The organism is Microbacterium pollutisoli (assembly GCF_053586795.1).
The window spans coordinates 267602-290363 of sequence record NZ_JBNYWT010000002.1 but is presented as its reverse complement, the minus strand read 5'-3'; the positions used below and the strand labels follow the sequence as shown (position 1 = coordinate 290363).

The following is a 22762-nucleotide window of genomic DNA, read 5'->3' as shown; positions in this document are numbered from 1 at the left end:
GCGCGGGTCAGCGCTGGGGCAGCATGCTCTGCGCGAAGAAGTCGGTCAGCTCGGTGCGGGCCGTCAACGGCAGGATGTGCGCGACGTACTGGTCGGGCCGCACCACGACCAGGGCGCCGCCGCGGTCGATGCCGCGGGCCTCGAAGATGTCGTCCTCGGGCAGCGTCGCGTACACCTTCTCGTAGTCGCGCACCTGGAACGGACCCACGCGCGGGAAGAACAGCTCCGGTGCGTCGGTGATCTGCACCTGATCCAGCGGCTGCTGATAGATCACCTTCACGTCGAAGACGCTGTCGACATCGGTGTCGGCCGGCGTGAACCGGATGATCGGCGAGTCCGGGGACGTCGCCGCCCACTCCGCCCAGTCGCGCAGCGCCGAGGCCTCGGTGGGCGCGGCGGCGTCGGCGAACGCGTAGATGCGCCAGCGTCCGTCGGCGCGGTGGTGGTGCCCGAGGTGCACGGGGTTGCTGTCGCCGACGCGCGTGGCCTGCGCCGACTTGAAGCGCTTGCCGATCGGGAAACCGGTCGCGAGGTTCTGGTGGGTCTTCTCCCCGGTGATGGGGGAGGGCTGGTACTCGGTCATGAATCCGGCGGGGAACTCCGCCGTCGAGGTGTAGAACTCGGCCAGTTCGGTCGGGCTCGCGAAGTCCTCGGGCTTGCGCGCCATCATCGTGGACCATTCGCGGTCGAAGTCGATGAGGTTCTGCGCGATGACCTGGCGCTCGCCGGAGTACGTCGTCAGCAGCGACGCGGGGCTGCGGCCCTCGAGCACCTGGCCGAGCTTCCAGCCGAGGTTGAACCCGTCCTGCATCGACACGTTCATGCCCTGACCGGCCTTGGCGCTGTGTGTGTGGCAGGCGTCGCCGGCGATGAACACGCGCGGATCGCGGCGGCCGGTGTCCTCCACCGACACGTCGTCGAATTTGTCGGTGACGCGGTGGCCCACCTCGTACACGCTGTGCCAGGCGACGTTGCGCACGTCGAGCGTGTACGGCGAGATGATGCGATTCGCCTTGGCGACGATCTCGTCGAACGGCGTGGTGCGCACCTTGCCGTTGTCGTCTTCGGGCACTTCGCCGAGGTCCACGTACATGCGGAACAGGTAGCCGCCCTCACGCGGGATCAGCAGGATGCTGCCCTCGTCGTGCGACTGGATCGCGCACTTGGTGCGGATGTCGGGGAAGTCGGTGTCGGCCAGGATGTCCATGACCCCCCACGCGTGGTACGACACCGCGCCCACGTGCTTGCGGCCGATCGCCTCCCGCACGCGACTGCGGGCTCCGTCACACCCGACGACGTACTTCGCACGGACGATGCGCTCAGTCCCTTCGTCGTCGCCGGCGCTGCGCCGCAGAGTGACCTTCACCGGGTGGTCGCCCTCGGTGTCCACGGTCAGCGTCACGAATTCCCAGCCGTAGTCGGGCTTGACGCGCGCGGGCGCGTTCGCGGCCGCCTCGGCGAAGTAGTCGAGCACGCGCGCCTGGTTGACGATCAGGTGGGGGAACTCGCTCACCCCGGTCGGGTCGTCCTTCTCGCGGGCGGTGCGGATGATGCGGGAAGGGTCGGCGGGGTCGGGTGACCAGAAGTTCATCGAGGTGAGCCAGTAGGCCTCCGAGACGATGCGCTCGGCGAACCCGAACGCCTGGAAGGTCTCGACGCTGCGCGCCTGGATGCCGTCGGCCTGACCGATCTCGAGTCGTCCGCCCCGGCGCTCGACCAGGCGCGTCGTGATCGTCGGGAACTGCGCGAGCTGGGCCGCGAGCAGCATGCCCGCCGGTCCGGAGCCGACGATGAGGACGTCCATCTCGTCGGGAAGCTCGTCAGGGCGGTGGATGCCGGTGCCCGACGCCGGCTGCACGCGCGGGTCGCCGGACACGTAACCGTGGTGGTGGAACTGCATCGTCTTCGATTCCTCTCCCCGGACGGCTTCGTCGGGTTCTTGACGGAAGAGCAGAACGCGTTCTATATTCGAACGAGCTGTTCTACTATTGGACAGATCGTATACGAAGTGATGTCGATCGCGCAAGCATGCCCGGTCGCGGAGGTGGGGCATGGTCGCGACGGGTGCACAGACGCGCGGGGGCGACGCCCAGGTCTCGGGCGGGACGGCGCCGGCCTCCCAGACGCTGAGCCGTGGCATCCAGATCCTCGAGGCACTGGCCGACGCGGGTGCGCCGCTGTCCATCGACGAGCTGTCCGCTCGGTTGGGTGTGCACCGGTCGATCGCCTATCGCCTGCTGCGCACGCTGGAGCACCACGGGCTCGTCGAACGGGACTCGGCAGGCAAGGCGACGCTCGGCGGGCGCATGGCCGCGCTCGCCGCGGGCGTCGCGCCCGACCTCCAGGCCGAAGCACTGCCGGAGCTGACCGCGATCGCCAACGAACTGGCGGCCACGTGCTTCCTCGGCGTGCTCGAGCGCGATCAGTGCATCACCCTGGCCAGCGTCGAGCCGCGCCACGCCGTCGCCTCGGTCGCCCAGCGCCCCGGGGACCAGCATCCGGTGACCGTCGGGGCGCCGGGCAAGGCGATCCTGTCGCTGCTTCCCGAGGCCGAGTGGCCGGCCGGGGTGTCCGACCGGCTGCGCGCCGAGGTCGCCGAGGTCGCGGTGCGCGGGTACGCGACGAGCCACGACGAGGTCATCCCGACCGTGAAGGCGGTGGCGGTGCCCCTCGCGCTGCGGGGGCGCCGGCCGGCTGCGCTCGCGGTCGTGTACGTCGACCCGTCGCACGAGCCCGCGGCGATCGCCGAGCGCCTGGTGCGCTCCGCGGCAGTGATCCGCGACGCCCTCGGCGGCTGAGCGGGTTTCGGCCCCTCACCAACTCCATCGCCTCGCGGTAGACTATCCGCAGAACGCACATGCGTTCGCACAGCGAACACAGGAGGTCGGCGTGATCGACAAGACCGTGGCCGGTGTCGAGGAGGCGGTGGCGGGCATCGCCGACGGCTCGACCGTGATGATCGGCGGCTTCGGCCGGGCCGGACAGCCGGTCGAGCTCGTCGACGCGCTGATCGCGCAGGGCGCGAGCGACCTCACCATCGTGAACAACAACGCCGGCAACGGTGATGTCGGCCTGGCGGCGCTGCTGGCGACCAAGCGCGTGCGCAAGATCATCTGCTCGTTCCCGCGCCAGCACGACTCCTGGGTGTTCGACGGGCTGTACCGCGCCGGAGAGATCGAACTCGAGCTCGTGCCGCAGGGCAACCTCGCCGAGCGCATCCGAGCCGCCGGCGCCGGCATCGGCGCGTTCTTCAGCCCCACCGGCGTCGGCACGCAGCTGGCCGAGGGCAAGGAGACCCGCGAGATCGACGGCCGCACCTACGCGCTCGAATACCCGATCAAAGCCGACGTCGCCCTCATCTCCGCCTACCGCGGCGACCGCTGGGGCAACCTCGTCTTCCGGGAGACCGCCCGCAACTTCGGCCCGATCATGGCCACCGCCGCGACGACGACGATCGTCCAGGTCGACGAGATCGTGCCGCTGGGCACCCTCGACCCGGAGTCCGTCGTCACGCCCGGCATCTTCGTCGACCGCGTCGTCGCCGTCGGCGAGCGGCCCTGGCTGCGCGACGGCGAATTCATCGGCGGCGTCGACGTCGAAGGACGTCCGGCACCGGCATCCCCCACCGCGACGGAGGTCGACCAGTGACCCGCATCAGCCGTGACGAGCTCGCCCAGCGCATCGCCGCCGACATCCCCGAAGGATCTTTCGTGAACCTCGGCATCGGGGCGCCCACCAAGGTCGCCAACTACCTGCCGGCCGATCAGGAGATCATCCTCCACACCGAGAACGGCCTGCTGGGCATGGGCGCCGCCCCTGAGCCCGGCCGCATCGACCCCGACCTCATCAACGCGGGCAAGCAGCCGGTCACCGCGCTGCCGGGCGCCGCCTACTTCCACCACGCCGACTCGTTCGCCATGATGCGCGGCGGTCATCTCGACGTCTGCGTGCTGGGGGCCTTCCAGGTCGCCCAGAACGGCGACCTCGCCAACTGGTCGACCGGTGCGCCCGGGGCCATCCCGGCCGTCGGCGGGGCGATGGACCTCGCCATCGGCGCCAAGAACGTCTACGTCATGACCGACCTGCTCACCAAGACCGGCGAGTCGAAGCTCGTGGCATCCTGCACCTACCCGCTCACCGGCGTCGGCTGCGTCACCCGCGTCTACACCGACCACGCCGTGTTCGACGTCACGCCCGACGGCTTCGCCGTGCGCGAGGCGTTCGGCGACAACACGGTCGCGTCGCTGAGCGAGCTCACCGGCCTGACATTGGTGGATGCCGGTGTCCCGGCATCCGGATCGGAGGACTGACATGTCCGCATCATTCGTCTACGACGCCGTCCGCACCCCCTTCGGCCGGGCCGGCGGCGCACTGTCGGGCGTTCGCCCCGACGACCTCGCCGCCGTCGTCATGAAGGCCACGATCGAGCGCACCGGTCTGGATCCGGCGCGCATCGACGACGTCGTCTTCGGCGACGCGAATCAGGCGGGGGAGGACAACCGCAACGTGGCACGGTTCGGCGCGCTGCTGGCCGGATTCCCCACGAGCGTGACCGGCGTCACCGTCAACAGGCTGTGCGCGTCCAGCGTCGAGGCGGTCGTGCAGGGGTCGCGCGCGATCGAGGCCGGCGACGCCGACATCATCCTCGCCGGTGGTGTCGAGTCGATGAGCCGGGCGCCGTTCGTCGTCGAGAAGTCGGCGCGCCCGTGGCCGGCGACCGGCAACCAGACGCTGTGGAACACGGCGATCGGCTGGCGCATGGTCAACAAGGCGCTGCCTGCGCACTGGACCATCAGCAACGGCGAGTCCGCCGAGAAGGTCGCGCGCGAGTGGGGCATCAGCCGCGAGGCGCAGGACGCCTTCGCGGTGCGGTCGCACCGGCTCGCCGCGCAGGCGTGGGCCGACGGGGTCTACGACGGCGAGATCGTGCAGGTTCCCGGCGCCGAGCTGGCGCGCGACGAGGGCATCCGCGACGACACGTCGATGGAGAAGCTCGCCGGCCTCAAGGCGCTCTTCGCCCCGGACGGCAACGGCAGTGTCACCGCCGGCAACTCGTCCTCCATCAACGACGGCGCCTCCGCGGTGCTGCTGGGCGGGGAGGGCGTCCTCGACACCGAACCGCTCGCGCGCATCGTCACCCGCGCCGTGCACGGCGTCGACCCCGACGTGTTCCCGCTGGCGCCCATCGAGGCGGCGAACAAGGCCCTGGCCCGTGCGGGCAAGACCTGGGACGACGTGGACTTCGTCGAACTCAACGAGGCCTTCGCGTCCCAGGCGCTCGCCGACATCGCCGGCTGGGAGGGCCTGGACCCCGAGAAGGTCAACATCCACGGCGGCGCTCTGGCGATCGGGCACCCGCTGGGTGCGTCGGGCGGTCGCATCATCGGGCACGCGGCGCACGAGCTGGCACGCCGCGGCCGTGGCGTCGCCGTCGCCGCGATCTGCATCGGCGTCGGCCAGGGCATGGCCGTCGTCCTGGAACGCTGACCCATGAGGCGGTCTGCGCCGGGGGGCACGCGATGAGTGAGGTTGATGCCGCGGGCACGGCCACCGGCGAAGGCGTCGCCGCGGCGACCGGCGACATCGTCCAGTCGCTCGTGCGGGGCCTCGCGGTGATCCGAGCCTTCGACGCCGAGCATGCCGAACTGACGCTCAGCGACGTCGCCCGTCGCGCCGGCATCCCCCGGGCGGCGGCCGGGCGATTCCTGCGCACCCTCGAGCACCTCGGGTACGTGCGCCGGGACGACAGCAGGTTCGCGTTGACCCCCCGCGTGCTCGAGCTCGGTTTCAGCTACCTGTCGGCGCTGTCGATCCCCGAGATCGTGCAGCCGCACCTCGAGCGACTGTCGCACGAAGTGGGGGAGAGCGTGTCGGCGGCCGTGCTCGACGGCGACGACATCGTCTACATCGCCCGCGTGCCGACCCGCCGGATCATGAGCGTGCGCATCACGATCGGCACCCGCTTCCCGGCGTTCGCGACGTCGATGGGCCGTGTGCTGCTGGCCGGCTTCGCCGACGACGCACTCGACGCCGCCCTCTCCGACTCCGCGCACCCGGCGCTCACGCCGCGCACGGTGACCGACCGTGCCGCGCTGCGCGACGAGATCGCCACCGTGCGGGCACAGGGGTGGGCGCTTGTGGACGGCGAACTCGAGCCCGGGCTGCGGTCGGTGGCCGCGCCGGTGCACGACCGGCACGGCCGCGTCGTCGCCGCGGTGAATGTGTCGAGCTCGGCCACCCGCGACAGCGTCGATCACCTGGTCGATCGGTACCTGCCCCGGCTGCGCGAGACCACCGCCGCCATCGACGCGGAGCTGCGGCTGGTCTAGCCGGACGAACGCGGTCCGCGTACCGCGCCGCGCGCCTCAGAACACGATCGTGTGGTTGCCGTGGCGGATCACGCGGTCCTGCGCGTGCCACTGCACGGCGCGCGAGAGGACCTGACGCTCCACGTCGGCGCCGCGACGCGCGAGCTCGGCGGCCGTGTCGGCGTGCGTGACGCGGACGGTGTCCTGCTCGATGATCGGGCCCTCGTCCAGGTCGGTCGTCACGTAGTGCGAGGTCGCGCCGATGAGCTTGACCCCGCGCTCCTTGGCCTTCTTGTACGGCTCAGCGCCGATGAACGCGGGAAGGAAGGAGTGGTGGATGTTGATCACCGGCACCCCGAGCCGGTCGAGGAAGTCGCTGGAGAGGATCTGCATGTAGCGCGCGAGCACGACGAAGTCGACGTTGCCGGCCAGCAGTTCGAGGATCTTCTCCTCCGAAGCCGACTTGTCGGGGCCCACGACCGAGGGCACGTGGAAGAACGGGACGCCGAACGAGCGGACGTCCTCGGCGGAGGTCGTGTGGTTGGAGATGACCATCGGGATCGTCACCGGCAGCTCGCCCCGGCGGTGCCGCCACAGCAGGTCGAGCAGGCAGTGGTCCTGCTGCGAGGCGAGGATCGCCATGCGCTTGGGCAGGGAATGGTCGGTGAGCGACCAGTCCAGTTCGAACGGCGCGAGCGTCTGGGCGATCTCCGCCTCGATGCTCGGCCGGTCGGCGGCGAACTGCGGGCGGTGGAACACCACACGCTGGAAGTACGCGCCGCCGACGGGGTCGTCGGTGTACTGGTCGAACGCGACGATGTTGCCGCCGATGCGCGTGATCATCGCCGACACCGCCGCGACGATTCCCGGCCGGTCGCTGCCGTGCACGATGAGACAGGCGTGGTCGGGAATGAGGTGCGGGCTGGCAGTGGTCATCCCTCGATTCTGCCGTGTCCGAGCCGATGCCGCGTGCCGGTGCCGCCGTGGGTACCGTGTTCCTGTGACCGACGACTGGATCCGGCTCTGCACCCTGCTCGACGACGACCCCGAACTCGTCGCCGCCGTCGGGCGTGCGGCTGTGGACCCGGATGCCGGTGATCCGTGGACGGTGCTGATCGACACCCTCGACGACGGCGGGGCGCTCGCCTACCTCGAGCGCGACGACTTCGGCGGTGAACTGGCCGATGGCCTGGCCGGAGTGCCGCGGGTCTTCCGTTGCGGCGCCGACCTCGCCGGCGTGGCCGACATCGACGACCTCGACGCGGCGATCGTGGAGGCCGACCGTCTGCTGGCACCGCACGGGCTGCGCATCGTGTACCTCGCCGAAGAGCCCGACGCCTACCCGCTCGTGGTCGTGCCCGCCGCGCACGCGGAGGAGATCGTCGCGCGGGCGGCCGACCTGGGTCGCCAAGCCCGCCTCTTCGGCTGACCGGCACCACGACATGGGACGATGAGGACGTGGAGACCACGACCTTCGCCGCGACCGCCGACTTCCCCTTCACCGCCTGCGTCGGGGTGACCGACTCCGGGCAGACCCTCGCGGTGCAGGGCGATCCGCAGCAGGTGCTGCCGCTGGCATCCGTGACCAAACCCCTCACCGCATGGGGCGTCCTCGTCGCGATCGAACGGGGTGAGATGGGCCTGGACGATCCGGCCGGCCCCGCCGGATCCACAGTGCGGCATCTGCTCGACCACACCAGCGGCCTGCCGTTCGAAGGCGCCGAGCCGCAGCGGCAGCCCGGGCAGCGGCGCATCTACTCCAACGCGGGCTTCGACCTGCTGGCCGCACACGTCGCCGAGGCTGTCGGGCAGGACTTCGCGCACTGGCTCGAGTGGGAGGTGGTGCGGCCCCTGGGCATGGCGTTCACCGATGTCAGCGGGCGCCCGTCGGCGGGTGCGCTGGCATCCATCGACGACCTGCTCGTGTTCGGCCGTGAAGTGCTGCGGCCGACGCTGATCTCCCCCGAACTGCGCGATCTGGCCCTCACCGTCTCGAGCCCGGGCTTGGCCGGCATCGTCCCGGGGTACGGCTCGTTCCCCGACAACCAGTGGGGGCTGGGTTTCGAACTGCACGACCACAAGAGTCCGCACTGGATGGGGGAGGCGCTGCCGCCCGAGACCGCCGGTCACTTCGGTGCGATGGGCAGCTTCCTGTTCATCGACCGGTCGCGCGACCTGGCCGCGGCCTTCCTCTCCGGTGAGACGTTCGGTCCGGACCACAAGCGGATCTGGCCGGCGCTGACCGACGAGATCGTCGCCCGCTACGCGGCCTGACCCCCCGCGAGGTTTCCGCGGGTCGGGAGGTCAGCTCGGCGGCTCGGGCAGCGACGGATGCCGCTCTTCGGGGGCGCGGTGGCGCGGGATGAACAGGGCGATCAGGAATGCGGCGACCGCGCCGCCGCCGCCGAGCACGTACGCCCACTGGAACGCCTCCGCCGTCGGCACCTGCAGCTCGCCCTGCGGCACCGACATCGTCGCCAGCACGGCTCCGACGACGGCGGCGGCCGTGCTCGTGCCGAGTGACCGGAACAGTGCGTTGAGCCCGTTCGACGCCCCGGTCTCGCTCTGCGGCACCGAGCGCATGATGAGCATCGGCATCGACGCGAACCCGAATCCGATGCCCACGCCGATCAGCAGGTTCGCGATCAGCAGGTGCCACACCTCGCTCGAGAACACGAGCGTGAACCCGTAGGCGACGATCAGCGCCGACGCGCCCAGCAGGAACAGCGCCTTCGGCCCGATGGTGCGGGACAGGCGCCCCGACACCGGCGACAGCAGCATCATGACCAGCCCCGACGGCGCGATGATCAGGCTCGCAGCCAGCAGGGACAGGCCGAAGCCCGTCGGCGGCGGCAGCTCGAGGATCTGCGGGTACGCCACATTCGAGGTGAACAGGGCGAAGCCCATGGCCACCGACGCGAGGTTGGTCAACAGCACCGGGCGCCGCGCCGCGACCCGCAGGTCGAGCAGCGGCTCCGCGCTGCGCAGCTCGAACCAGCCCCACCACAGCAGCACGGCCAGGCCGCCCAGGCCGCACCCCAGCACCGCCGGCGACGTCCACCCCCACTCGTTCCCGCGTGACACGGCGAGCAGGATGCCGGTCAACCCCACCGCGAGTCCCGCGGCCCCCAGGTAGTCGAAGCGGCCGGCGGTGCGCAGCACACTGACCGGCACGATCCACAGCACCAGCCCGAACACGAGCGTGCCCAGGCCCGCCGACACCCAGAACAGCGCGTGCCAGTCGCTGTGCTCGGTGATCAGCGCCGCCAGCGGCATGCCGAGCGCGCCGCCGACGCCCATCGTCGCGCTGATCAGCGCGATGGCCGAGCCGACGCGGTCCTGGTGCAGCACGTCACGCAGGATCGAGATGCCCAGCGGGACCACCCCGGTCACCGCCCCCTGCAGTGTCCGGCCGAGCACGACGCCGACGATGCCCGGGGACAGCGCGGCGATCAGCGATCCGACCACGAGCGCCGCCAGCAGCACCAGCACGATGCGACGCTTGCCGTACATGTCGCCCAGCCGGCCGGCGATCGGCGTCATCACGGCGGCCGCCAGCAGCGTCGCCGTGACCACCCACGCCGTGTCCTCACGACTGGCATCCAGCAGCTCGGGCAGGGTCGCCTGGATCGGCACGACCAGGGTGAACATGAACGACGAGCAGAGGCCGGCCAGGGCCAGGACGGCCACGATGGCGCCCTGGTTCGGCATGCGGGTCAGGGAGCGGCGCGCATCATCCGTTCCTCGACCCATCGCCCCAGGCTATCGGCGCCGGAGTACCGTGAGATCCATGACCGATGCACTGGTGACGCCGGACGGCATCGAGATCCGTCCTCTGAACACGGTCGAGGAGATCTTCGAGGGCAGCCGGGTGCTCGCCGAGGTGTGGGGCGGCGACGATTCGGGCATGCCACCGAACCTGCTGCGGGCGCTGGCCTGTTCGGGTAACTACGTGGTCGGCCTCTACGACGGCGACCGCATGATCGGCGCGTCGGCCGCGTTCTTCGCCCCGCCCGCCGAGCGGTCGATGCACTCGCACATCACCGGCATCCTGCCCGAGTACCAGGCCCGCGGGCTCGGGCGCCTGCTCAAGCAGCACCAGCGGGAGTGGGCCTTCGCCCGCGACGTCGGCCACATCACCTGGACCTTCGACCCGCTCGTGGCCCGCAATGCGCATTTCAACCTGCTCGTGCTCGGCGCCCGCGTCACCGACTATCTCGTCGACCACTACGGGCCGATGACCGACGGCGTCAACCGCGGCGATCGCAGCGACCGGCTGCTCGTGTCGTGGGCGCTCGCCGCCCCGCGCACCGGCAATCCGCCCGACGTCGACGTCGTGGCATCCGTCCCGCTCCCGCGTGACATCGAGCGGCTGCGGTACGACGACCCCGCCGAAGCCGATCGGTGGCGCAACCGGGTGCGGGACCAGTTCACCGAACTGTTCGGGCGTGGCCTCACCGTCGGCGGTTACCGCGACCAGGCGGGATACCTGTTCGTCTGGCCGTGAACGCAGCGGTGCGGCGCACTACCTAATCGGTCGGTGCGGGAACCGCCGGGAAAACCCCTACTCGGAGCAGAAAAACCCCCATTGACGGCGGCGGTGCGGCAGGACGATGATGGGCGCCGGACCGCCGCTCGGCGCGTCGCTCATCACCGGACGGTGGCGCGGATCACCGGCTCCGCCCGGATTCAGGCGTTCGACGGCAGCGTCGCCGAACCGGATTCGGAGATGTCATGAAGAATTCCCGCGCGTTCCTGGTCGGTCTCACCGCACTGGGGCTCGTTCTCGCCACGCCGGCGATGGCGTCAGCCGGGCCATTGTCCGTGCCCGCGCCGGACCCGGTCGTGAAGTCCGACCAGGTCGTCGCCCCCTTCAACCTCGACCTGACCCGCACCGGGGTCCTGGTCGCCGACGGGTTCACGAACATGGTGGGCACGCTCGACGCGGACGGCTCGATCACGCCGAAGATCACCCCTGCTCCCGGCGCAGCCGGCATCGCGGTGTCGCGCAACGGCCGCACGACCGCGTTCACTACGACCGAGGGCGCCGGCCCCGGGGGGATCACGGCGAGCGGGCTGAACCTGTGGGGCCCGCGCGGCGCGAAGGTCTACGCCGACACGTTCGCCTACGAGCACGCGCACAATCCGGACGGGCACGTCGCCTACGGCGTCGAGAACCCGAGCCAATGCGTCACCGACACGCTGACGGCGGCCGGCCTTCCGGTCAGCTACACCGGCATCCTCGACTCGCATGCGTACTCGGTCGCCGAGTTCGGCAGCAAGTGGGTGGTCGCCGACGCGGGGGCCAACGCGCTGTTCGTCGTCGACCGCCGCGGCAAGATCCGAACCCTCACGGTGTTTCCGGCGCAGCCGGCGACGATCACGGCGGAGATGGCGGCGGCCCTCGGCCTGGACGATTGCGTCGTCGGTACGACGTACCGGTTCGAAGCGGTGCCCACCGACGTGGAGGTCGGCCGGGACGGCTGGTTGTACGTGACGACTCTGCCGGGCGGGCCGGAGACGCCGGCGGCGGGTGCGCGCGGTGCGTTGTGGAAGGTCAGCCCCTGGACGGGCAAGGCCAAGCGGATCGCGGGCGGCTTCCTCGGGGCGACGAACCTCGCGGTCGGCCTGCGCGGCGAGATCTACGTCACCGAGTACTTCGCCGGAACGGTCTCGGACGTCACGAACGGGAAGAAGTCGCACTATCTCGACCTGATGAACGTCGTCGCCATCGAGTCGGACGGCAGGGGCTCGCTGTGGGCCGGCACGACGATCTCGCTGGACCCCAGTGCCCCGCAGGTGCCGGGGACCATCGTGGAGATCGTGAACGGCACGTGGCAGCACAAGTGGTCGTTCCGGCACTGAACGCGACGCGCACGGAGGCGCGTGCAGGAGGGTCGGATGCCGCGCACCGGCCCTCCTGCCTCGCGTGCGTCCCGCGAGCCGCGCGCCCCGGTAACGTGGCGGGATGATCGGCACCGACTGGACCCCGCATCGCCGGGACGACGGCGAACTGCTCGGATGGATCCGTCCCGTCGGCGACGACTGGACCGCGGTGGACCTGCTCGGTCGTGTCGCGGCCGAGCAGGTGCAGTGGCTCGATGCCGAAGCGGCGCTGGAAGCGCGCGGCATCGGTTACCTCGCCGACGTGTGGATGCTGGAGGGCGAAGGCCCCGCACCGCTGCGCGTACGGATGGTCGAGGTGACGCCGGAACACATCATGGTGAAGGTCGACGACTTCGGTGCCGTGGGGCATGCGACCGCCCGGTTCGAGCTGACCTGGCCGATACCGGACGGGCTGCGCCCGCCGCGCGACGGCGACCCCGACGGGTTCACGCTCACCGGCTGAGCGGATGTCAGAACCCGGTGGCCCGAACCGGCCGCCGCCTGCGCGAACTCGGCGCGCCGATACGCAGGCCGCGTAGCCTGGCCCCATGTCCATCGACCGCCCTGCCGCGCCCGTGAGACTCGAGGCCGTCGAGCTGCGCGTGCTCCACCTCCCGCTCGTCGCCCCGTTCACGACGTCGTTCGGCACGCAGACCGTGCGCGAGGTCATCGTCGTGCGGGCACGCACCGCCGACGGTGACGGCTGGGGCGAGATCGTCACCCAGCAGGAGCCGACCTACTCCAGCGAGTACACCCAGGGTGCGTGGGATGTCGCCCAGCGCTTCCTCATCCCCGCGCTGCTGCAGCGCCGTGATCTCGCGCCCCACGACGTCGCCGGCGTGCTCGATCCGGTCGTGGGGCACCGCATGGTCAAGGCGGGTCTCGAACTGGCCGTGCTCGACGCCGCGCTGCGCGCCGAAGGCCGCTCGCTGGGCACGTGCCTCGGCGCGACGACCGACCGGATCCCCAGCGGTGTCTCGGTCGGCATCCAGCGTGACCCTGCCGCCCTGGTGGACGCCGTCGCCGGTTACCTCGACGAGGGCTACGTGCGCATCAAGATCAAGATCAAGCCCGGTCGGGACATCGCCGACACCGAGGCGGTCCGTGAGGCGTTCGGCGCGATCCCGCTGCAGGTCGATGCGAACTCGGCGTACACGCTCGCCGACGCCGACACGCTGGCCCGGCTCGACCCGTTCGAGCTGCTGCTCATCGAGCAGCCCCTGCAGGAAGACGACATCGTCGACCATGCCACCCTGGCGCGGCGGCTGCGCACGCCGGTGTGCCTGGACGAATCCATCGTCTCGGCCAAGGCGGCCGCGGACGCGCTGGCGCTGTCGGCGGCGGCCGTCATCAACATCAAGGCCGGGCGCGTGGGCGGCTACCTCGAGGCGGTGCGCATCCACGATCTGTGCCGGGATGCCGGTATCCCGGTGTGGTGCGGGGGGATGCTCGAGACCGGCATCGGCCGTGCCGCCAACGCGGCGCTGGCCGCCCTGCCCGGGTTCACGCTGCCCGGTGACGTGTCGGCGTCGGACCGGTTCTACACCCGCGACATCGTGACCGAGCCGATCGTGCTCGACGAGGGCCACGTGCGGGTGCCGACCGGCCCGGGCATCGGCGTCGAGATCGACACCGACGCCCTCGAGGCGTTCACCGTCGACCGGGTCGAGATCCGGCGCTGACGCCTGCGGGTCGAGCCGGCGCTGACGCCTGCCGGTCGAGCCCGGCGCGGATACCCATGGCCGAGGGCCGGCCCCGGTGCCCGGTCGGGTCGAGATCCGGCGGCCGGCCCGGCGCCGCGGGGCATCAGTCCTCGTTGAGGCCATCCGCTCGGTCGGTGGGGTCGCTCAGGCGGGGCGCCGCGGCGTGCGCGCCGCCGGTGAGATCGGCGCCCGCGGCCCCGGTCCCGGCGGCGGCAGCGTCCGCGACGGCGGCCTCCCGCGAGGGCGCGGAGGCAGCGTTGGCCCGCGCCGCCGCACGGCGGGTCGACGGCGCCGAGACATCGCCGCTCTCCATGCCCTGCGCCATGCCGCGGCCGACGGCCTGGCCCTGGATGATCTGACGCAGGTCGATGCCGGTGACCGCCTCGACCGTGTCGAAGGTCGCGCGCATGCCGGCCGCGGATTCGGCGGCGATGTGCTGTGAGGCGCCCTCGCCGCCGAGGACCGTGATGGACCCGACCTTGTCGAAGCCGCGGGCGAACTCGGTCATCATCGGCACAAGCGACTCCAGGGCGCGCTGGGCCAGCAGCGCCTGCTGGTTGCGGGACAGCGCTTCGGCCTCCGCCTCGATCGCCATGGCGCGGGCCTCACCGGCCAGCCGGACAGCGTCGGCCTCGGCCTGGGCGCGCAGGCGCGTGGCCTCCGCCTCCTGCGCCGCGATCTCGGCACGGGCCTCGGCGGCCTTGATCTCCGCATACGCGGCGGCGTCCGCTTCGCGCTGCCGCTGGTAGAGGTCGGCGTCGGCGACCTTCTTGATGTCGGCGTCGAGCTGGGCCTGCTTGTTCTCGGCCTGCTGCAGCAGCACCGCCTGCTCGCGCTCGGCGCGGGCGAGGGCTTCGGCCTGCTCGGCCTCGGCGCGGGCGCGGCCCACCTCTGCCGACGCGGCGGCGGAGTTCTTGTCGTACGCGGTCTGCTCGATGAGGTTCGCCTCGTCGGTGGCGATCTGCCGGGCCCGCACCTCGCGGGCGGCGTTGATGCGGGCGACCTCCGCCTCACGGCGCACCCGCTCGACCTCGGTCGCGCCGAGCGCATCGATGTAGCCGTTCTGGTCGGTGATGCCCTGGATCTGGAACGAGTCGAGGATGAGGCCCTGCGACAGCAGGTCGCTCTTGATGCCCTCGGCGATCTGGTCCGACAGCTTCTGGCGGTCCTTCATGAGCTGCTCGACCGTCAGCGTCGCCACGACGCCACGCAGCGCACCTTCGAGCTGCTCGGTCGTGAACTGCTCGATCGCGCCGTCCTGCGAGAGGAAGCGTTCGGCCGCGCGGCGGACGAACTCCGGGTCGGAGCCGATCTTCACCAGGGCCACGCCGCTCACGTTGACCGTCACGCCGTTGGAGGCCTGCGCCGTCGGCTCCATCTTGATCTGGCGGGCACGCAGCGAGATCATCTCGGCGCGCTGGGTCAGTGGATTGACCAGAGCGCCCCCGCCGGTGATCACCGATATGCGGGACGACTCGCCGCTCGCGCTCTTCTGGCTCTTTCCGACCACGACCAGCGCCTGGTCGGCCTTGGCGACCTTGTACCAGGCGCGCACGAAGATGAGCACGATGATCAGGACGATGATCACCGCGATGGCGATGACCCCGATCAAGACGAACAGGCCGCCGGCTGCGATCAGTTCCACGGCATTCCTTCCGGTGAGAGACACGTGTCTGTCGACCGTATCGTGATGCCCGGCGCCGCCGCTCGTATCGGGAGCGCCCTCGCGTCTGCTGTCAAGGGGGTCGGCACTCCGGCATCCACCCGTCTACCGTGCCGACCATGGAACACGAAGAGCATCACGGCGGCACCCACGACGACGCGGCTCGCGAGTACGAGCCCGAGGGACAGACCAAGCCCGGCGGCCTCGGCGAGGACGGCACCATTCCCGACAACCCTGACGGCGTCGCGGCCGGGTACACCGGCGAGAAGTCGACGTTCGAGCCCGAAGAGGACGAGCAGGCCTGACGCACCCGCCGTCGTGCGGGTGACGTCGCGCGGATGACGTCGCGGCGTGGAGCGTAGCGCCCGCCGCCGGCTGTGCGTATCCTGTGCGTATGACGACGCCTCCTCCGCCTGGAAACCCGCCGCAGCCGCCCTATGGTGCCGGGGCCGCCGCCGCTCAGCCGATGAGTCCCTCCGACGAGAAGATGTGGGCGACGCTCGTCCACATCGGCGGTATCTTCTTCAACTTCATCCCGGCGCTGATCGGGTACCTTCTGCTCAAGGACCGGGGACCGTTCGTGCGGTCGCACACCTCGGCGGCGCTCAACTTCCAGATCACGATGGTCATCGCCGAGATCGTCGGGTGGGTAACCGCAATCATCCTCATCGGCTTCTTCATCGTCGCCGCCGTGTACATCGTGCGGCTGGTCTTCTCGATCATCGCGGCCGTCAAGGCGAACCAGGGCGAGTTCTACACGTACCCGCTCAGCATCAAGTTCCTCAGCTAGTCCGGTCGGGTCGGGCCCGCCTGTACGGACGGGCCCGCGCGCGGGCGCGGATAGACTTGTGGATGCCGTGATCTCCGGCATCCGCGTTTTTCACGCGCCCCGCACACGACCATTTGGAGCCACCTGTGGCCGAGCAGTCTCGCCTCGACAAAGTCATCGCCCTCGCCCGTCACCGCGGGTTCGTGTTCCAGGCCGGCGAGATCTACGGCGGGTCCCGGTCGGCGTGGGACTACGGGCCGCTGGGCACCGAGCTGAAGGAGAACATCCGCCGGCAGTGGTGGCAGACGTTCGTACGCGGCCGCGGCGACATGGTGGGTCTGGACTCGTCGATCATCCTGCCCAAGCGGGTCTGGGAGGCGTCCGGCCACGTCGCCACCTTCACCGACCCGCTGGTCGAGTGCCTGCAGTGCCACAAGCGGTTCCGCGCCGACAACCTCGTCGAGGACTTCGAGGAGCGCAAGGGCCGCCCGGCCGAGAACGGCCTGGCCGACGTGCCGTGCCCCAACTGCGGCACGAAGGGCCGCTACACCGAGCCGAAGGCGTTCTCGGGTCTGGTCAAGACCTACCTGGGCGTCGTCGACGACGAGTCGGGCCTGCACTTCCTGCGGCCCGAGACGGCGCAGGGCATCTTCGTGAACTTCTCGAACGTGCTCACCGCCAGCCGCAAGAAGCCGCCGTTCGGCATCGGTCAGGTCGGCAAGGCGTTCCGCAACGAGATCACGCCCGGCAACTTCATCTTCCGCACGCGCGAGTTCGAGCAGATGGAGATCGAGTTCTTCACGCCGCCCGCCGAGGCCCAGCACTGGTTCGAGCACTGGGTGCAGGCGTGCTGGGACTGGTTCGTGGACCTCGGCATCGACCCCGAGAACATGCGCCAGTTCGACGTGCCCGACCACGAGCGCGCCCACTACTCCGCCGGCACGATCGACTTCGAGTACCGCTTCGGGTTCCCGGGCAAGGAGTGGGGCGAACTGATGGGTGTCGCCAACCGCACCGACTTCGACCTGTCGAGCCACATCGAGGCGTCCGGGCAATCGCTCACTTACTTCGATCAGGCGTCGGGCGAGAAGTACGTCCCGTACGTCATCGAGCCCTCGTTCGGCCTGACCCGTTCGATGATGGCGTTCCTCGTGGACGCGTACGTCGAAGAAGAGGTGCCCAACGCGAAGGGCGGCACCGACACCCGCACGGTACTCAAGCTTGACCCGCGCCTGGCGCCGGTCAAGGTCGCGGTGCTGCCGCTGTCGCGCAACGAGCGCCTCTCGCCGCTGGCCCGCCAGGTGGCCGACGAGCTGCGCGGGCAGGGCTGGAACGTCGACTTCGACGACGCCGGCGCCATCGGCCGCCGCTACCGCCGTCAGGACGAGATCGGCACGCCGCTGTGCGTCACGGTCGACTTCGACTCCCTCGACGACCAGGCCGTCACCGTCCGCGACCGCGACACCATGGCGCAGGAGCGCGTGCCCCTCGAGGGCGTGCGGGCCTACCTCGCCGAGCGGCTGCGCGGCGCCTGACCCGCCGCGCTGGGCGCCGCCGCGTGCCGAAGTTCGCAGAATGGCACGAACTTCACACTCAACCGCGCGGATCGATGTGAACTTCGTCCCACTCTGTGAACGTGGTGAGGCGCGGAAGACCGTGGCGGATGCCGGGTGCCCGGGTCAGCCGGTGACCGTGATCTCGGCGTACTCGTCGCCGCCGGCATCCACATACGCCATGGTGCGCTCGAGGACGCCGCGCAGCACGGCCTGGTCGACCTTCTCCAGGTCCTTGATGTAGAGGCACGCGGCACCCGTGGTGTGCGGCCCCAGCCGCTCGAGCGCCTCCCGGTGCCGTTCCGCACGGTCGAGGTAGACCGTCGAAGCGGACTTGCGCGGTGCGAACGCCAGCACCGGCATGTCGCCCTCGGTGCCGGTCGGATAGCGGTAGTGGCAGCTGCCGAAGCCGACGATCGTCCCCCACAGCACCGGCTCACGGCCGGAGATCTCACTCAGCAGCGCGGTGAGCGTCTCGGCGTCGCGGCGCCGCACGGCGGGCGTGATGTCGGCGAGGAACGCGGCGACGCTGCCGCCCGTGGGCTGCACGTCAGCTCCTCGCCTTGGCGGCGGCCTTCATCGCGCGCTTGTGCTCGCGCACCTGGGCCAGCGACTCCGGCGAGACGATGTCGGCCACCGAGCGGAACGACCCCTCCTCGCCGTAGGGGGCGGATGCCGCGCGCCAGCCGTCGCCGGTGAACCCGTACTGCTTGCCCAGCAGTGCCAGGAAGATCTTCGCCTTCTGCTCGCCGAACCCGGGCAGGGCCTTCAACCGCTTCAGCACGGTCGGCCCGTCCGGGTCGCCGTCGGTCCACAGGGCTGCGGCGTCGCCGCCCCAGTCGTCGACGAGGGCCTGGCACAGCGCCTGCACCCGTGCCGCCATCGAACCGGGGTAACGGTGCACGGCCGGTGTCTGGCGGAACACCTCGACGAGCTCGTCGGCGTCGTGCGCGGCGAGAGCCTCGGCGTCCAGCCCGCCGATGCGCTCCCGGATCTTGAGCGGACCCGAGAAGGCCGTCTCCATCGCGATCTGCTGGTCGAGCAGCATCCCGATCAGCAGAGCCAGGGGGTCCTCGGTCAGCAACTGGTCGGCGGCGGTGTCGCCCGTGATGTGAAGGCTCATGGCTCCATCGTCTCACCCGGTCGCCGCCCGGCGCAGCGCAGCGGCGGCACAGGTGCGCAGTGCGAGGATGGATGCCATGGCCGATAGCCCCGCCGCTGACCTCATCACCCATGCCCACGCGACCCGGGTGGCCGTCGTGGGCGGCGGCATCGCGGGCCTGGTGGCCGCGCTCGAGTGCGCCAAGGTCGGTATGACCGTGACCCTGCGGGAGTCCGGCGCGCGCCTGGGCGGACAGGTGCAGTCCGCCGAGGTCGACGGGGTGGTCCTCGACCTGGCCGCGACCGGATTCTCCGCCGACGACACCGCGCTGACCGCGCTGCTGGACGAACTGGGCCTGGCCGAGGACCTCATCACCGTGCCGGCCGGCACCCGGTGGATCAGCGATGCGGCCGGCGCGGCGCCCGTGCCCGCCGACAGTGCACTGGGCGTGCCGGCGAACACGTGGGCCGACGACGTGCGTCGCTTCATCGGCTGGGGCGGCGCGTGGCGCGCGTATCTCGACCGACTGCGGCCCCCGTTGACGATCGGCCATGAGCAGCGACTCGGCCCCCTGGTGCGGCGCCGCATGGGCGCCCGCGTCGTCGATCGCCTGGTCGCGCCCGTGACTGAAGGCGCCTTCGGCCTCCACCCCGATCGGGTCGATGTCGATGCGGCGCTGCCGGGCCTGAACACGGCGCTCACCCGCGTCGGGTCACTCGGCGGTGCCGTGCTGCAGCACGCGTCCGAATCTGTGGACCGGGCGACCCTGGGCGACGGCATGACCGCGGTGATCGACGCGCTCGCCGTCCGGATCGTCGAGCTGGGCGGCGAGGTGCACACCGCGGCCCCGGTGACCGGCCTGACGCGTGGCGCCCGCGGCTGGACCCTCACCGTCGACGGCTTCGACGAGCCGGTCGCCGCGGACGCCGTCGTCTTCGCCGCCGGCCGGTCGGCCGCTCGCCGCCTGCTCCCGGACCTCGTGGATCCCGAGGACCCCACGGTGCCGGTCGACGTGGTGACCCTTGTCGTGGCCGCGCCCGAGCTCGACGCGCACCCGCGCGGCATCGGCGTCTACCCGGCGCCGGGCACGTCGCCTGCGCTCGAGGTGACCCACCTCACGGCCGCCTGGCCGCACCTGGCCGAGGACCTCGAGGCGGGCCGTCACGGGTTGCAGGTGATCCTGCCCGCCAGCACTGATGCCGTCGCTGAGGCGGGCGCGGATGCTGAGGCACGCGCGGACACAGACACAGACACCCACGCCATCGCCGTGGCCGACTCCGCCGTCATCGCCCGCGCGCGCGACGCCGCCGCCGGATTGCTCGGCGTGACCCTCGGACCCGAGCGCGTGCGCGGTGTCCGGCGGCTTCGCGCCGAGCGCGCCGAAGCGGCCGTCGCCGTGGGGCACGCGCAGCGCCGCGACGCCGTGCGCCGGGCGGCGACCGCCGCCGGCGACCTCGCCGTCGTGGGGGAGTGGGTCTCCGGACGCGGACTCGAGCAGGTCGTCGCCGACGCCCGCGCCGAGTCCGAGCGGCTGCGCCACACCCTGCTGTGGGCCCGCCCATAGCACACGTCGGGCTCTGTGTCAGCGGGGTACGCGTCAGGATGCCGGAATCGGCATACGGCGTTACCCTGGACAGATCAGCCCACCCAACGACCGTGAGGAGACCCCATGAGGGGCAAGATCGGAATCGTCGTCGGACTCGCTGCGGGCTATGTGCTCGGAGCGCGGGCCGGCCGTGAACGCTATGAGCAGATCAAGACCGGCTTCCTGAAGGTGTGGGAGACCGACCAGGTGCAGAAGCAGGTCGACAAGGTCAAGGACTTCGGCGCCTCGGCGGCGATGTCGTTGCCCAGCGCCCTGTGGGACGGTGCCGTCAAGATCAGCAAGGCCGCGACCAAGTCCGGCACCCCGGGTCAGAAGCTCGACGCGGCGCTGCGCGCGGGCAAGGACTCGGCCGAAGACGTCGCGCGCGGTGCCGAATCGACGGCGGAAGAGGTGAAGAAGGCCGCCGGCAAGGTGGCCGAAGACCTCAAGAAAGCGACGGACGACTGAGATGAGCACGCCCCGCGGGTTCCGCGATCGATCGGACGACGGGCTGCTCACCCTTCTGGGCGAGGTCCCGGAGCTCGTGCGCAACCTCGTGGTCGCCGAGGTCGACTCGGCCAAGAAGTGGCTCAAACGCACCGGCAAGGACGCGGGAATGGGCGGCGCCTGGTTCCTGGTCGCCCTGTTCTTCCTGTTCTGGGCGATCCCGGCGTTGGGGGCGTTCACCATCATCGGCCTCGCCTCGTGGATGCCGGCATGGCTGTCGGCGCTGATCGTCTTCGTCGCCGCGCTGCTGATCGCGATCGTGTTCGCCCTGCTGGGCGTGCTCCGCTTCCGCCGGCTGACCCGCACCGAGAACCCGGCGCAGGCCCTGGCCACCGACGCCCGCATCGTGAAGGACGCTGTCGATGAGTATTGAGACACCGCTGCCGCGCACCGCCGTCCCGCTGGGTATCACCGACCCGGTCGAGAAGGCGCGTGCCGAGCTGAAAGCCGCCCTGGCCGCCATCGAGGAGAAGTCGAACGTGCCCAAGCGGGTCGCCCGGGCCAGTGAGCGCGGCAGCGCCGCAGCCCGTCGGTTCGCGCGCCGGAACCCCGCCGGTGCAGCCATGGCCGCCGCCGGTGCGGCCGCCCTCGTCGGCGCCGCCGTGTGGGGGCTGGTCCGCCTCTACACGCGCTGATCTCGTCCCTCTGCACGCACTGCTCCGCTCTGGGCTCTTCACACCCGATGGCAGGGTAGGTGTGCTATCGGGGTATGCTCGTCTGAAGGCAGTGGCGATGATGCGGATGCTGCCGACGAAGCGAAACCCGAGCCCGCGTGCTTTCGATCACGCGGGAACCCGCCTCGTCGGTCGCTCGACACGGGCGTCCGGTGTGGCACCACGAGAGCGAGATGAACACACAGCCGCTGGCCGCCACGGCCGTCAAGCCCCTCAAGGGCTGGCGCGTCCTTGTGCCGCGCGGGGGCCCCTGGGGCGACACCGTCGCCGCCGGTCTCCGGTCGCAGGGCGCCGTCCCGGTCATCGCACCGCTCATCAACTTCGCGCCCTCCACCGACCAGGCCACGCTCGAGCAGGCGCTCGCAGATCTGGCCGACGGGGCGTTCGACTGGATCACCCTGACCAGCGCCACGACCGTCGACGTGCTCTATGCGTACCGGGCGAAGATCCCGGCATCCACACGGGTCGCCGCGGTGGGCGAGACCACCGCCACCGCCCTCACCGCCGTCGGGTACCGGGTCGATCTCGTCCCCGATGAGGACAACTCGGCCGCCGGCATGGCCGCTCAGTTGCTGGCGCTCGAGACGAGCCCGCGACGCATCCTGACTCTGCGCAGCGAGACGGCTAAACCGGTGCTGACCCGTCGGCTCACCGAGGCCGGACACGACGTCCGCAGCGTGGTCGCCTACCGCACCGTCGGCGTGCCGGTCACCGAGCGCATCGCCCACGACGTCGCGTCGGGCCGGATCAACGCCATCCTCGTCACCAGCGGCTCGGTCGCCGAGCAGGTGCGCGAGCAGTTCCCCGAGATCCCCGACGAGACCCTCATCGCCGCCATCGGCCCACGCACGGCCAAGGACGCGCGCAAGGCGCAGCTGCGGGTCAACGTCGTCGCCCCCGAGCAGACGGTCGAGAGTCTGATCGCCGCGGTGTCGAAGTTCCCGCTGCCGCACGCGATCGACGAGTTCGCCCCGCGCACCGGGCAGCTGCCGCTGGGCGGCGCGCGCTGAAT

Annotated in this window: 25 protein-coding genes; 19 read left to right on the top strand and 6 right to left on the bottom strand. The window is 71.0% G+C overall.

Annotated elements, in window-relative coordinates; genetic code table 11:
• Window positions 1-7: 7 nt before the first annotated feature.
• On the bottom strand, window positions 8-1900 hold the full coding sequence (locus tag ACQ143_RS06195; RefSeq protein ID WP_449569835.1) for an FAD-binding monooxygenase: 1893 nt from the start codon (window positions 1898-1900) through the stop codon (window positions 8-10).
• Between the two features lie 151 nt (window positions 1901-2051).
• Between ACQ143_RS06195 and ACQ143_RS06190 the strand changes: the two genes are divergently transcribed.
• The 5 genes from ACQ143_RS06190 (at window position 2052) to ACQ143_RS06170 (ending at window position 6329) form a co-directional block, all read left to right on the top strand.
• Window positions 2052-2798: an IclR family transcriptional regulator gene (locus ACQ143_RS06190; protein ID WP_449569834.1), complete on the top strand. Its 747-nt coding sequence runs from the start codon at window positions 2052-2054 to the stop codon at window positions 2796-2798.
• Window positions 2799-2889: 91 nt separating this feature from the next.
• Window positions 2890-3648 (top strand): 3-oxoacid CoA-transferase subunit A, encoded by a 759-nt coding sequence (locus ACQ143_RS06185; RefSeq protein ID WP_449569833.1) that lies wholly within the window; start codon window positions 2890-2892, stop codon window positions 3646-3648.
• Entirely contained in the window at window positions 3645-4310 is a 666-nt protein-coding gene (locus ACQ143_RS06180; protein WP_449569832.1) for a 3-oxoacid CoA-transferase subunit B, read from the top strand. Before ACQ143_RS06185 ends, ACQ143_RS06180 begins: the two co-directional genes overlap by 4 nt.
• Window position 4311: 1 nt before the next feature.
• Complete coding sequence (locus ACQ143_RS06175; RefSeq protein ID WP_449569831.1) at window positions 4312-5487, top strand: thiolase family protein; 1176 nt, start codon at window positions 4312-4314, stop codon at window positions 5485-5487.
• A gap of 32 nt (window positions 5488-5519) precedes the next feature.
• The gene (locus ACQ143_RS06170; RefSeq protein WP_449569830.1) at window positions 5520-6329 is read left to right on the top strand and encodes an IclR family transcriptional regulator domain-containing protein; all 810 of its coding nucleotides are present in this window, start codon (window positions 5520-5522) and stop codon (window positions 6327-6329) included.
• A 36-nt stretch (window positions 6330-6365) separates the two neighbouring features.
• Here ACQ143_RS06170 and purU read toward each other — a convergent pair whose 3' ends face one another.
• On the bottom strand, window positions 6366-7244 hold the full coding sequence (gene purU, locus ACQ143_RS06165; RefSeq protein ID WP_449569829.1) for a formyltetrahydrofolate deformylase: 879 nt from the start codon (window positions 7242-7244) through the stop codon (window positions 6366-6368).
• A 64-nt stretch (window positions 7245-7308) separates the two neighbouring features.
• Between purU and ACQ143_RS06160 the strand changes: the two genes are divergently transcribed.
• Together ACQ143_RS06160 and ACQ143_RS06155 are read left to right on the top strand one after the other, a co-directional pair.
• Window positions 7309-7737, top strand: coding sequence for a DUF6630 family protein (locus ACQ143_RS06160; RefSeq protein ID WP_449569828.1), 429 nt, complete (start codon window positions 7309-7311; stop codon window positions 7735-7737).
• Window positions 7738-7766: 29 nt separating this feature from the next.
• Entirely contained in the window at window positions 7767-8582 is an 816-nt protein-coding gene (locus ACQ143_RS06155; RefSeq protein WP_449569827.1) for a serine hydrolase domain-containing protein, read from the top strand.
• A 30-nt stretch (window positions 8583-8612) separates the two neighbouring features.
• Here the strand turns inward: ACQ143_RS06155 and ACQ143_RS06150 are convergent, their stop codons facing one another.
• A complete protein-coding gene (locus ACQ143_RS06150; RefSeq protein WP_449570139.1) occupies window positions 8613-10019 on the bottom strand; it encodes an MFS transporter in 1407 nt (468 codons plus the stop codon).
• A gap of 79 nt (window positions 10020-10098) precedes the next feature.
• On the opposite strand from ACQ143_RS06150, the gene ACQ143_RS06145 reads away from it, so the two are divergent.
• The 4 genes from ACQ143_RS06145 to menC all read left to right on the top strand — a co-directional run bounded on the left by ACQ143_RS06145 (window position 10099) and on the right by menC (window position 13876).
• Window positions 10099-10815: a GNAT family N-acetyltransferase gene (locus ACQ143_RS06145; protein WP_449569826.1), complete on the top strand. Its 717-nt coding sequence runs from the start codon at window positions 10099-10101 to the stop codon at window positions 10813-10815.
• Between the two features lie 227 nt (window positions 10816-11042).
• On the top strand, window positions 11043-12173 hold the full coding sequence (locus ACQ143_RS06140) for a ScyD/ScyE family protein (RefSeq protein ID WP_449569825.1): 1131 nt from the start codon (window positions 11043-11045) through the stop codon (window positions 12171-12173).
• Between the two features lie 103 nt (window positions 12174-12276).
• The gene (locus ACQ143_RS06135) at window positions 12277-12657 is read left to right on the top strand and encodes a hypothetical protein (RefSeq protein WP_449569824.1); all 381 of its coding nucleotides are present in this window, start codon (window positions 12277-12279) and stop codon (window positions 12655-12657) included.
• Between the two features lie 85 nt (window positions 12658-12742).
• Window positions 12743-13876: an o-succinylbenzoate synthase gene (gene menC, locus ACQ143_RS06130; RefSeq protein WP_449569823.1), complete on the top strand. Its 1134-nt coding sequence runs from the start codon at window positions 12743-12745 to the stop codon at window positions 13874-13876.
• 124 nt (window positions 13877-14000) lie between these two features.
• Here the strand turns inward: menC and ACQ143_RS06125 are convergent, their stop codons facing one another.
• Window positions 14001-15542, bottom strand: a complete 1542-nt coding sequence (locus tag ACQ143_RS06125) for an SPFH domain-containing protein (protein ID WP_449569822.1) — start codon at window positions 15540-15542, stop codon at window positions 14001-14003.
• A 137-nt stretch (window positions 15543-15679) separates the two neighbouring features.
• Here ACQ143_RS06125 and ACQ143_RS06120 point away from each other — a divergent pair, with 137 nt between their 5' ends.
• The 3 genes from ACQ143_RS06120 to ACQ143_RS06110 all read left to right on the top strand — a co-directional run bounded on the left by ACQ143_RS06120 (window position 15680) and on the right by ACQ143_RS06110 (window position 17864).
• Window positions 15680-15865: a hypothetical protein gene (locus tag ACQ143_RS06120; protein WP_449569821.1), complete on the top strand. Its 186-nt coding sequence runs from the start codon at window positions 15680-15682 to the stop codon at window positions 15863-15865.
• Window positions 15866-15954: 89 nt separating this feature from the next.
• Window positions 15955-16350, top strand: coding sequence for a DUF4870 domain-containing protein (locus ACQ143_RS06115; RefSeq protein ID WP_449569820.1), 396 nt, complete (start codon window positions 15955-15957; stop codon window positions 16348-16350).
• A 125-nt stretch (window positions 16351-16475) separates the two neighbouring features.
• A complete protein-coding gene (locus ACQ143_RS06110; RefSeq protein WP_449569819.1) occupies window positions 16476-17864 on the top strand; it encodes a glycine--tRNA ligase in 1389 nt (462 codons plus the stop codon).
• A 144-nt stretch (window positions 17865-18008) separates the two neighbouring features.
• Here the strand turns inward: ACQ143_RS06110 and ACQ143_RS06105 are convergent, their stop codons facing one another.
• Window positions 18009-18431 (bottom strand): DUF1801 domain-containing protein, encoded by a 423-nt coding sequence (locus tag ACQ143_RS06105; RefSeq protein ID WP_449569818.1) that lies wholly within the window; start codon window positions 18429-18431, stop codon window positions 18009-18011.
• 1 nt (window position 18432) lies between these two features.
• Window positions 18433-19005, bottom strand: a complete 573-nt coding sequence (locus ACQ143_RS06100) for an HhH-GPD-type base excision DNA repair protein (protein ID WP_449569817.1) — start codon at window positions 19003-19005, stop codon at window positions 18433-18435.
• A 76-nt stretch (window positions 19006-19081) separates the two neighbouring features.
• Here ACQ143_RS06100 and ACQ143_RS06095 point away from each other — a divergent pair, with 76 nt between their 5' ends.
• From ACQ143_RS06095 to ACQ143_RS06075, 5 genes are all read left to right on the top strand, one after another.
• Window positions 19082-20548: a protoporphyrinogen/coproporphyrinogen oxidase gene (locus ACQ143_RS06095; RefSeq protein WP_449569816.1), complete on the top strand. Its 1467-nt coding sequence runs from the start codon at window positions 19082-19084 to the stop codon at window positions 20546-20548.
• 105 nt (window positions 20549-20653) lie between these two features.
• Complete coding sequence (locus ACQ143_RS06090; protein ID WP_449569815.1) at window positions 20654-21037, top strand: hypothetical protein; 384 nt, start codon at window positions 20654-20656, stop codon at window positions 21035-21037.
• 1 nt (window position 21038) lies between these two features.
• Window positions 21039-21449 (top strand): phage holin family protein, encoded by a 411-nt coding sequence (locus tag ACQ143_RS06085; RefSeq protein WP_449569814.1) that lies wholly within the window; start codon window positions 21039-21041, stop codon window positions 21447-21449.
• On the top strand, window positions 21439-21711 hold the full coding sequence (locus ACQ143_RS06080; protein WP_449569813.1) for a hypothetical protein: 273 nt from the start codon (window positions 21439-21441) through the stop codon (window positions 21709-21711). Before ACQ143_RS06085 ends, ACQ143_RS06080 begins: the two co-directional genes overlap by 11 nt.
• Before the next feature lie 212 nt (window positions 21712-21923).
• Entirely contained in the window at window positions 21924-22760 is an 837-nt protein-coding gene (locus ACQ143_RS06075) for a uroporphyrinogen-III synthase (RefSeq protein ID WP_449569812.1), read from the top strand.
• Window positions 22761-22762 lie beyond the last annotated feature (2 nt).

Bases quoted from the DNA above. Each gene is read 5' to 3' on its own strand.
- ACQ143_RS06195 (WP_449569835.1), bottom strand. From the start codon at position 1,900: ATGCAGTTCCACCACCACGGTTACGTGTCCGGCGACCCGCGCGTGCAG.
- ACQ143_RS06190 (WP_449569834.1), top strand. From the start codon at position 2,052: ATGGTCGCGACGGGTGCACAGACGCGCGGGGGCGACGCCCAGGTCTCG.
- ACQ143_RS06175 (WP_449569831.1), top strand. From the start codon at position 4,312: ATGTCCGCATCATTCGTCTACGACGCCGTCCGCACCCCCTTCGGCCGG.
- ACQ143_RS06170 (WP_449569830.1), top strand. From the start codon at position 5,520: ATGAGTGAGGTTGATGCCGCGGGCACGGCCACCGGCGAAGGCGTCGCC.
- purU (WP_449569829.1), bottom strand. From the start codon at position 7,244: ATGACCACTGCCAGCCCGCACCTCATTCCCGACCACGCCTGTCTCATC.
- ACQ143_RS06150 (WP_449570139.1), bottom strand. From the start codon at position 10,019: ATGCCGAACCAGGGCGCCATCGTGGCCGTCCTGGCCCTGGCCGGCCTC.
- ACQ143_RS06145 (WP_449569826.1), top strand. From the start codon at position 10,099: ATGACCGATGCACTGGTGACGCCGGACGGCATCGAGATCCGTCCTCTG.
- ACQ143_RS06140 (WP_449569825.1), top strand. From the start codon at position 11,043: ATGAAGAATTCCCGCGCGTTCCTGGTCGGTCTCACCGCACTGGGGCTC.
- ACQ143_RS06135 (WP_449569824.1), top strand. From the start codon at position 12,277: ATGATCGGCACCGACTGGACCCCGCATCGCCGGGACGACGGCGAACTG.
- menC (WP_449569823.1), top strand. From the start codon at position 12,743: ATGTCCATCGACCGCCCTGCCGCGCCCGTGAGACTCGAGGCCGTCGAG.
- ACQ143_RS06120 (WP_449569821.1), top strand. From the start codon at position 15,680: ATGGAACACGAAGAGCATCACGGCGGCACCCACGACGACGCGGCTCGC.
- ACQ143_RS06115 (WP_449569820.1), top strand. From the start codon at position 15,955: ATGACGACGCCTCCTCCGCCTGGAAACCCGCCGCAGCCGCCCTATGGT.
- ACQ143_RS06100 (WP_449569817.1), bottom strand. From the start codon at position 19,005: ATGAGCCTTCACATCACGGGCGACACCGCCGCCGACCAGTTGCTGACC.
- ACQ143_RS06095 (WP_449569816.1), top strand. From the start codon at position 19,082: ATGGCCGATAGCCCCGCCGCTGACCTCATCACCCATGCCCACGCGACC.
- ACQ143_RS06090 (WP_449569815.1), top strand. From the start codon at position 20,654: ATGAGGGGCAAGATCGGAATCGTCGTCGGACTCGCTGCGGGCTATGTG.
- ACQ143_RS06085 (WP_449569814.1), top strand. From the start codon at position 21,039: ATGAGCACGCCCCGCGGGTTCCGCGATCGATCGGACGACGGGCTGCTC.
- ACQ143_RS06080 (WP_449569813.1), top strand. From the start codon at position 21,439: ATGAGTATTGAGACACCGCTGCCGCGCACCGCCGTCCCGCTGGGTATC.
- ACQ143_RS06075 (WP_449569812.1), top strand. From the start codon at position 21,924: ATGAACACACAGCCGCTGGCCGCCACGGCCGTCAAGCCCCTCAAGGGC.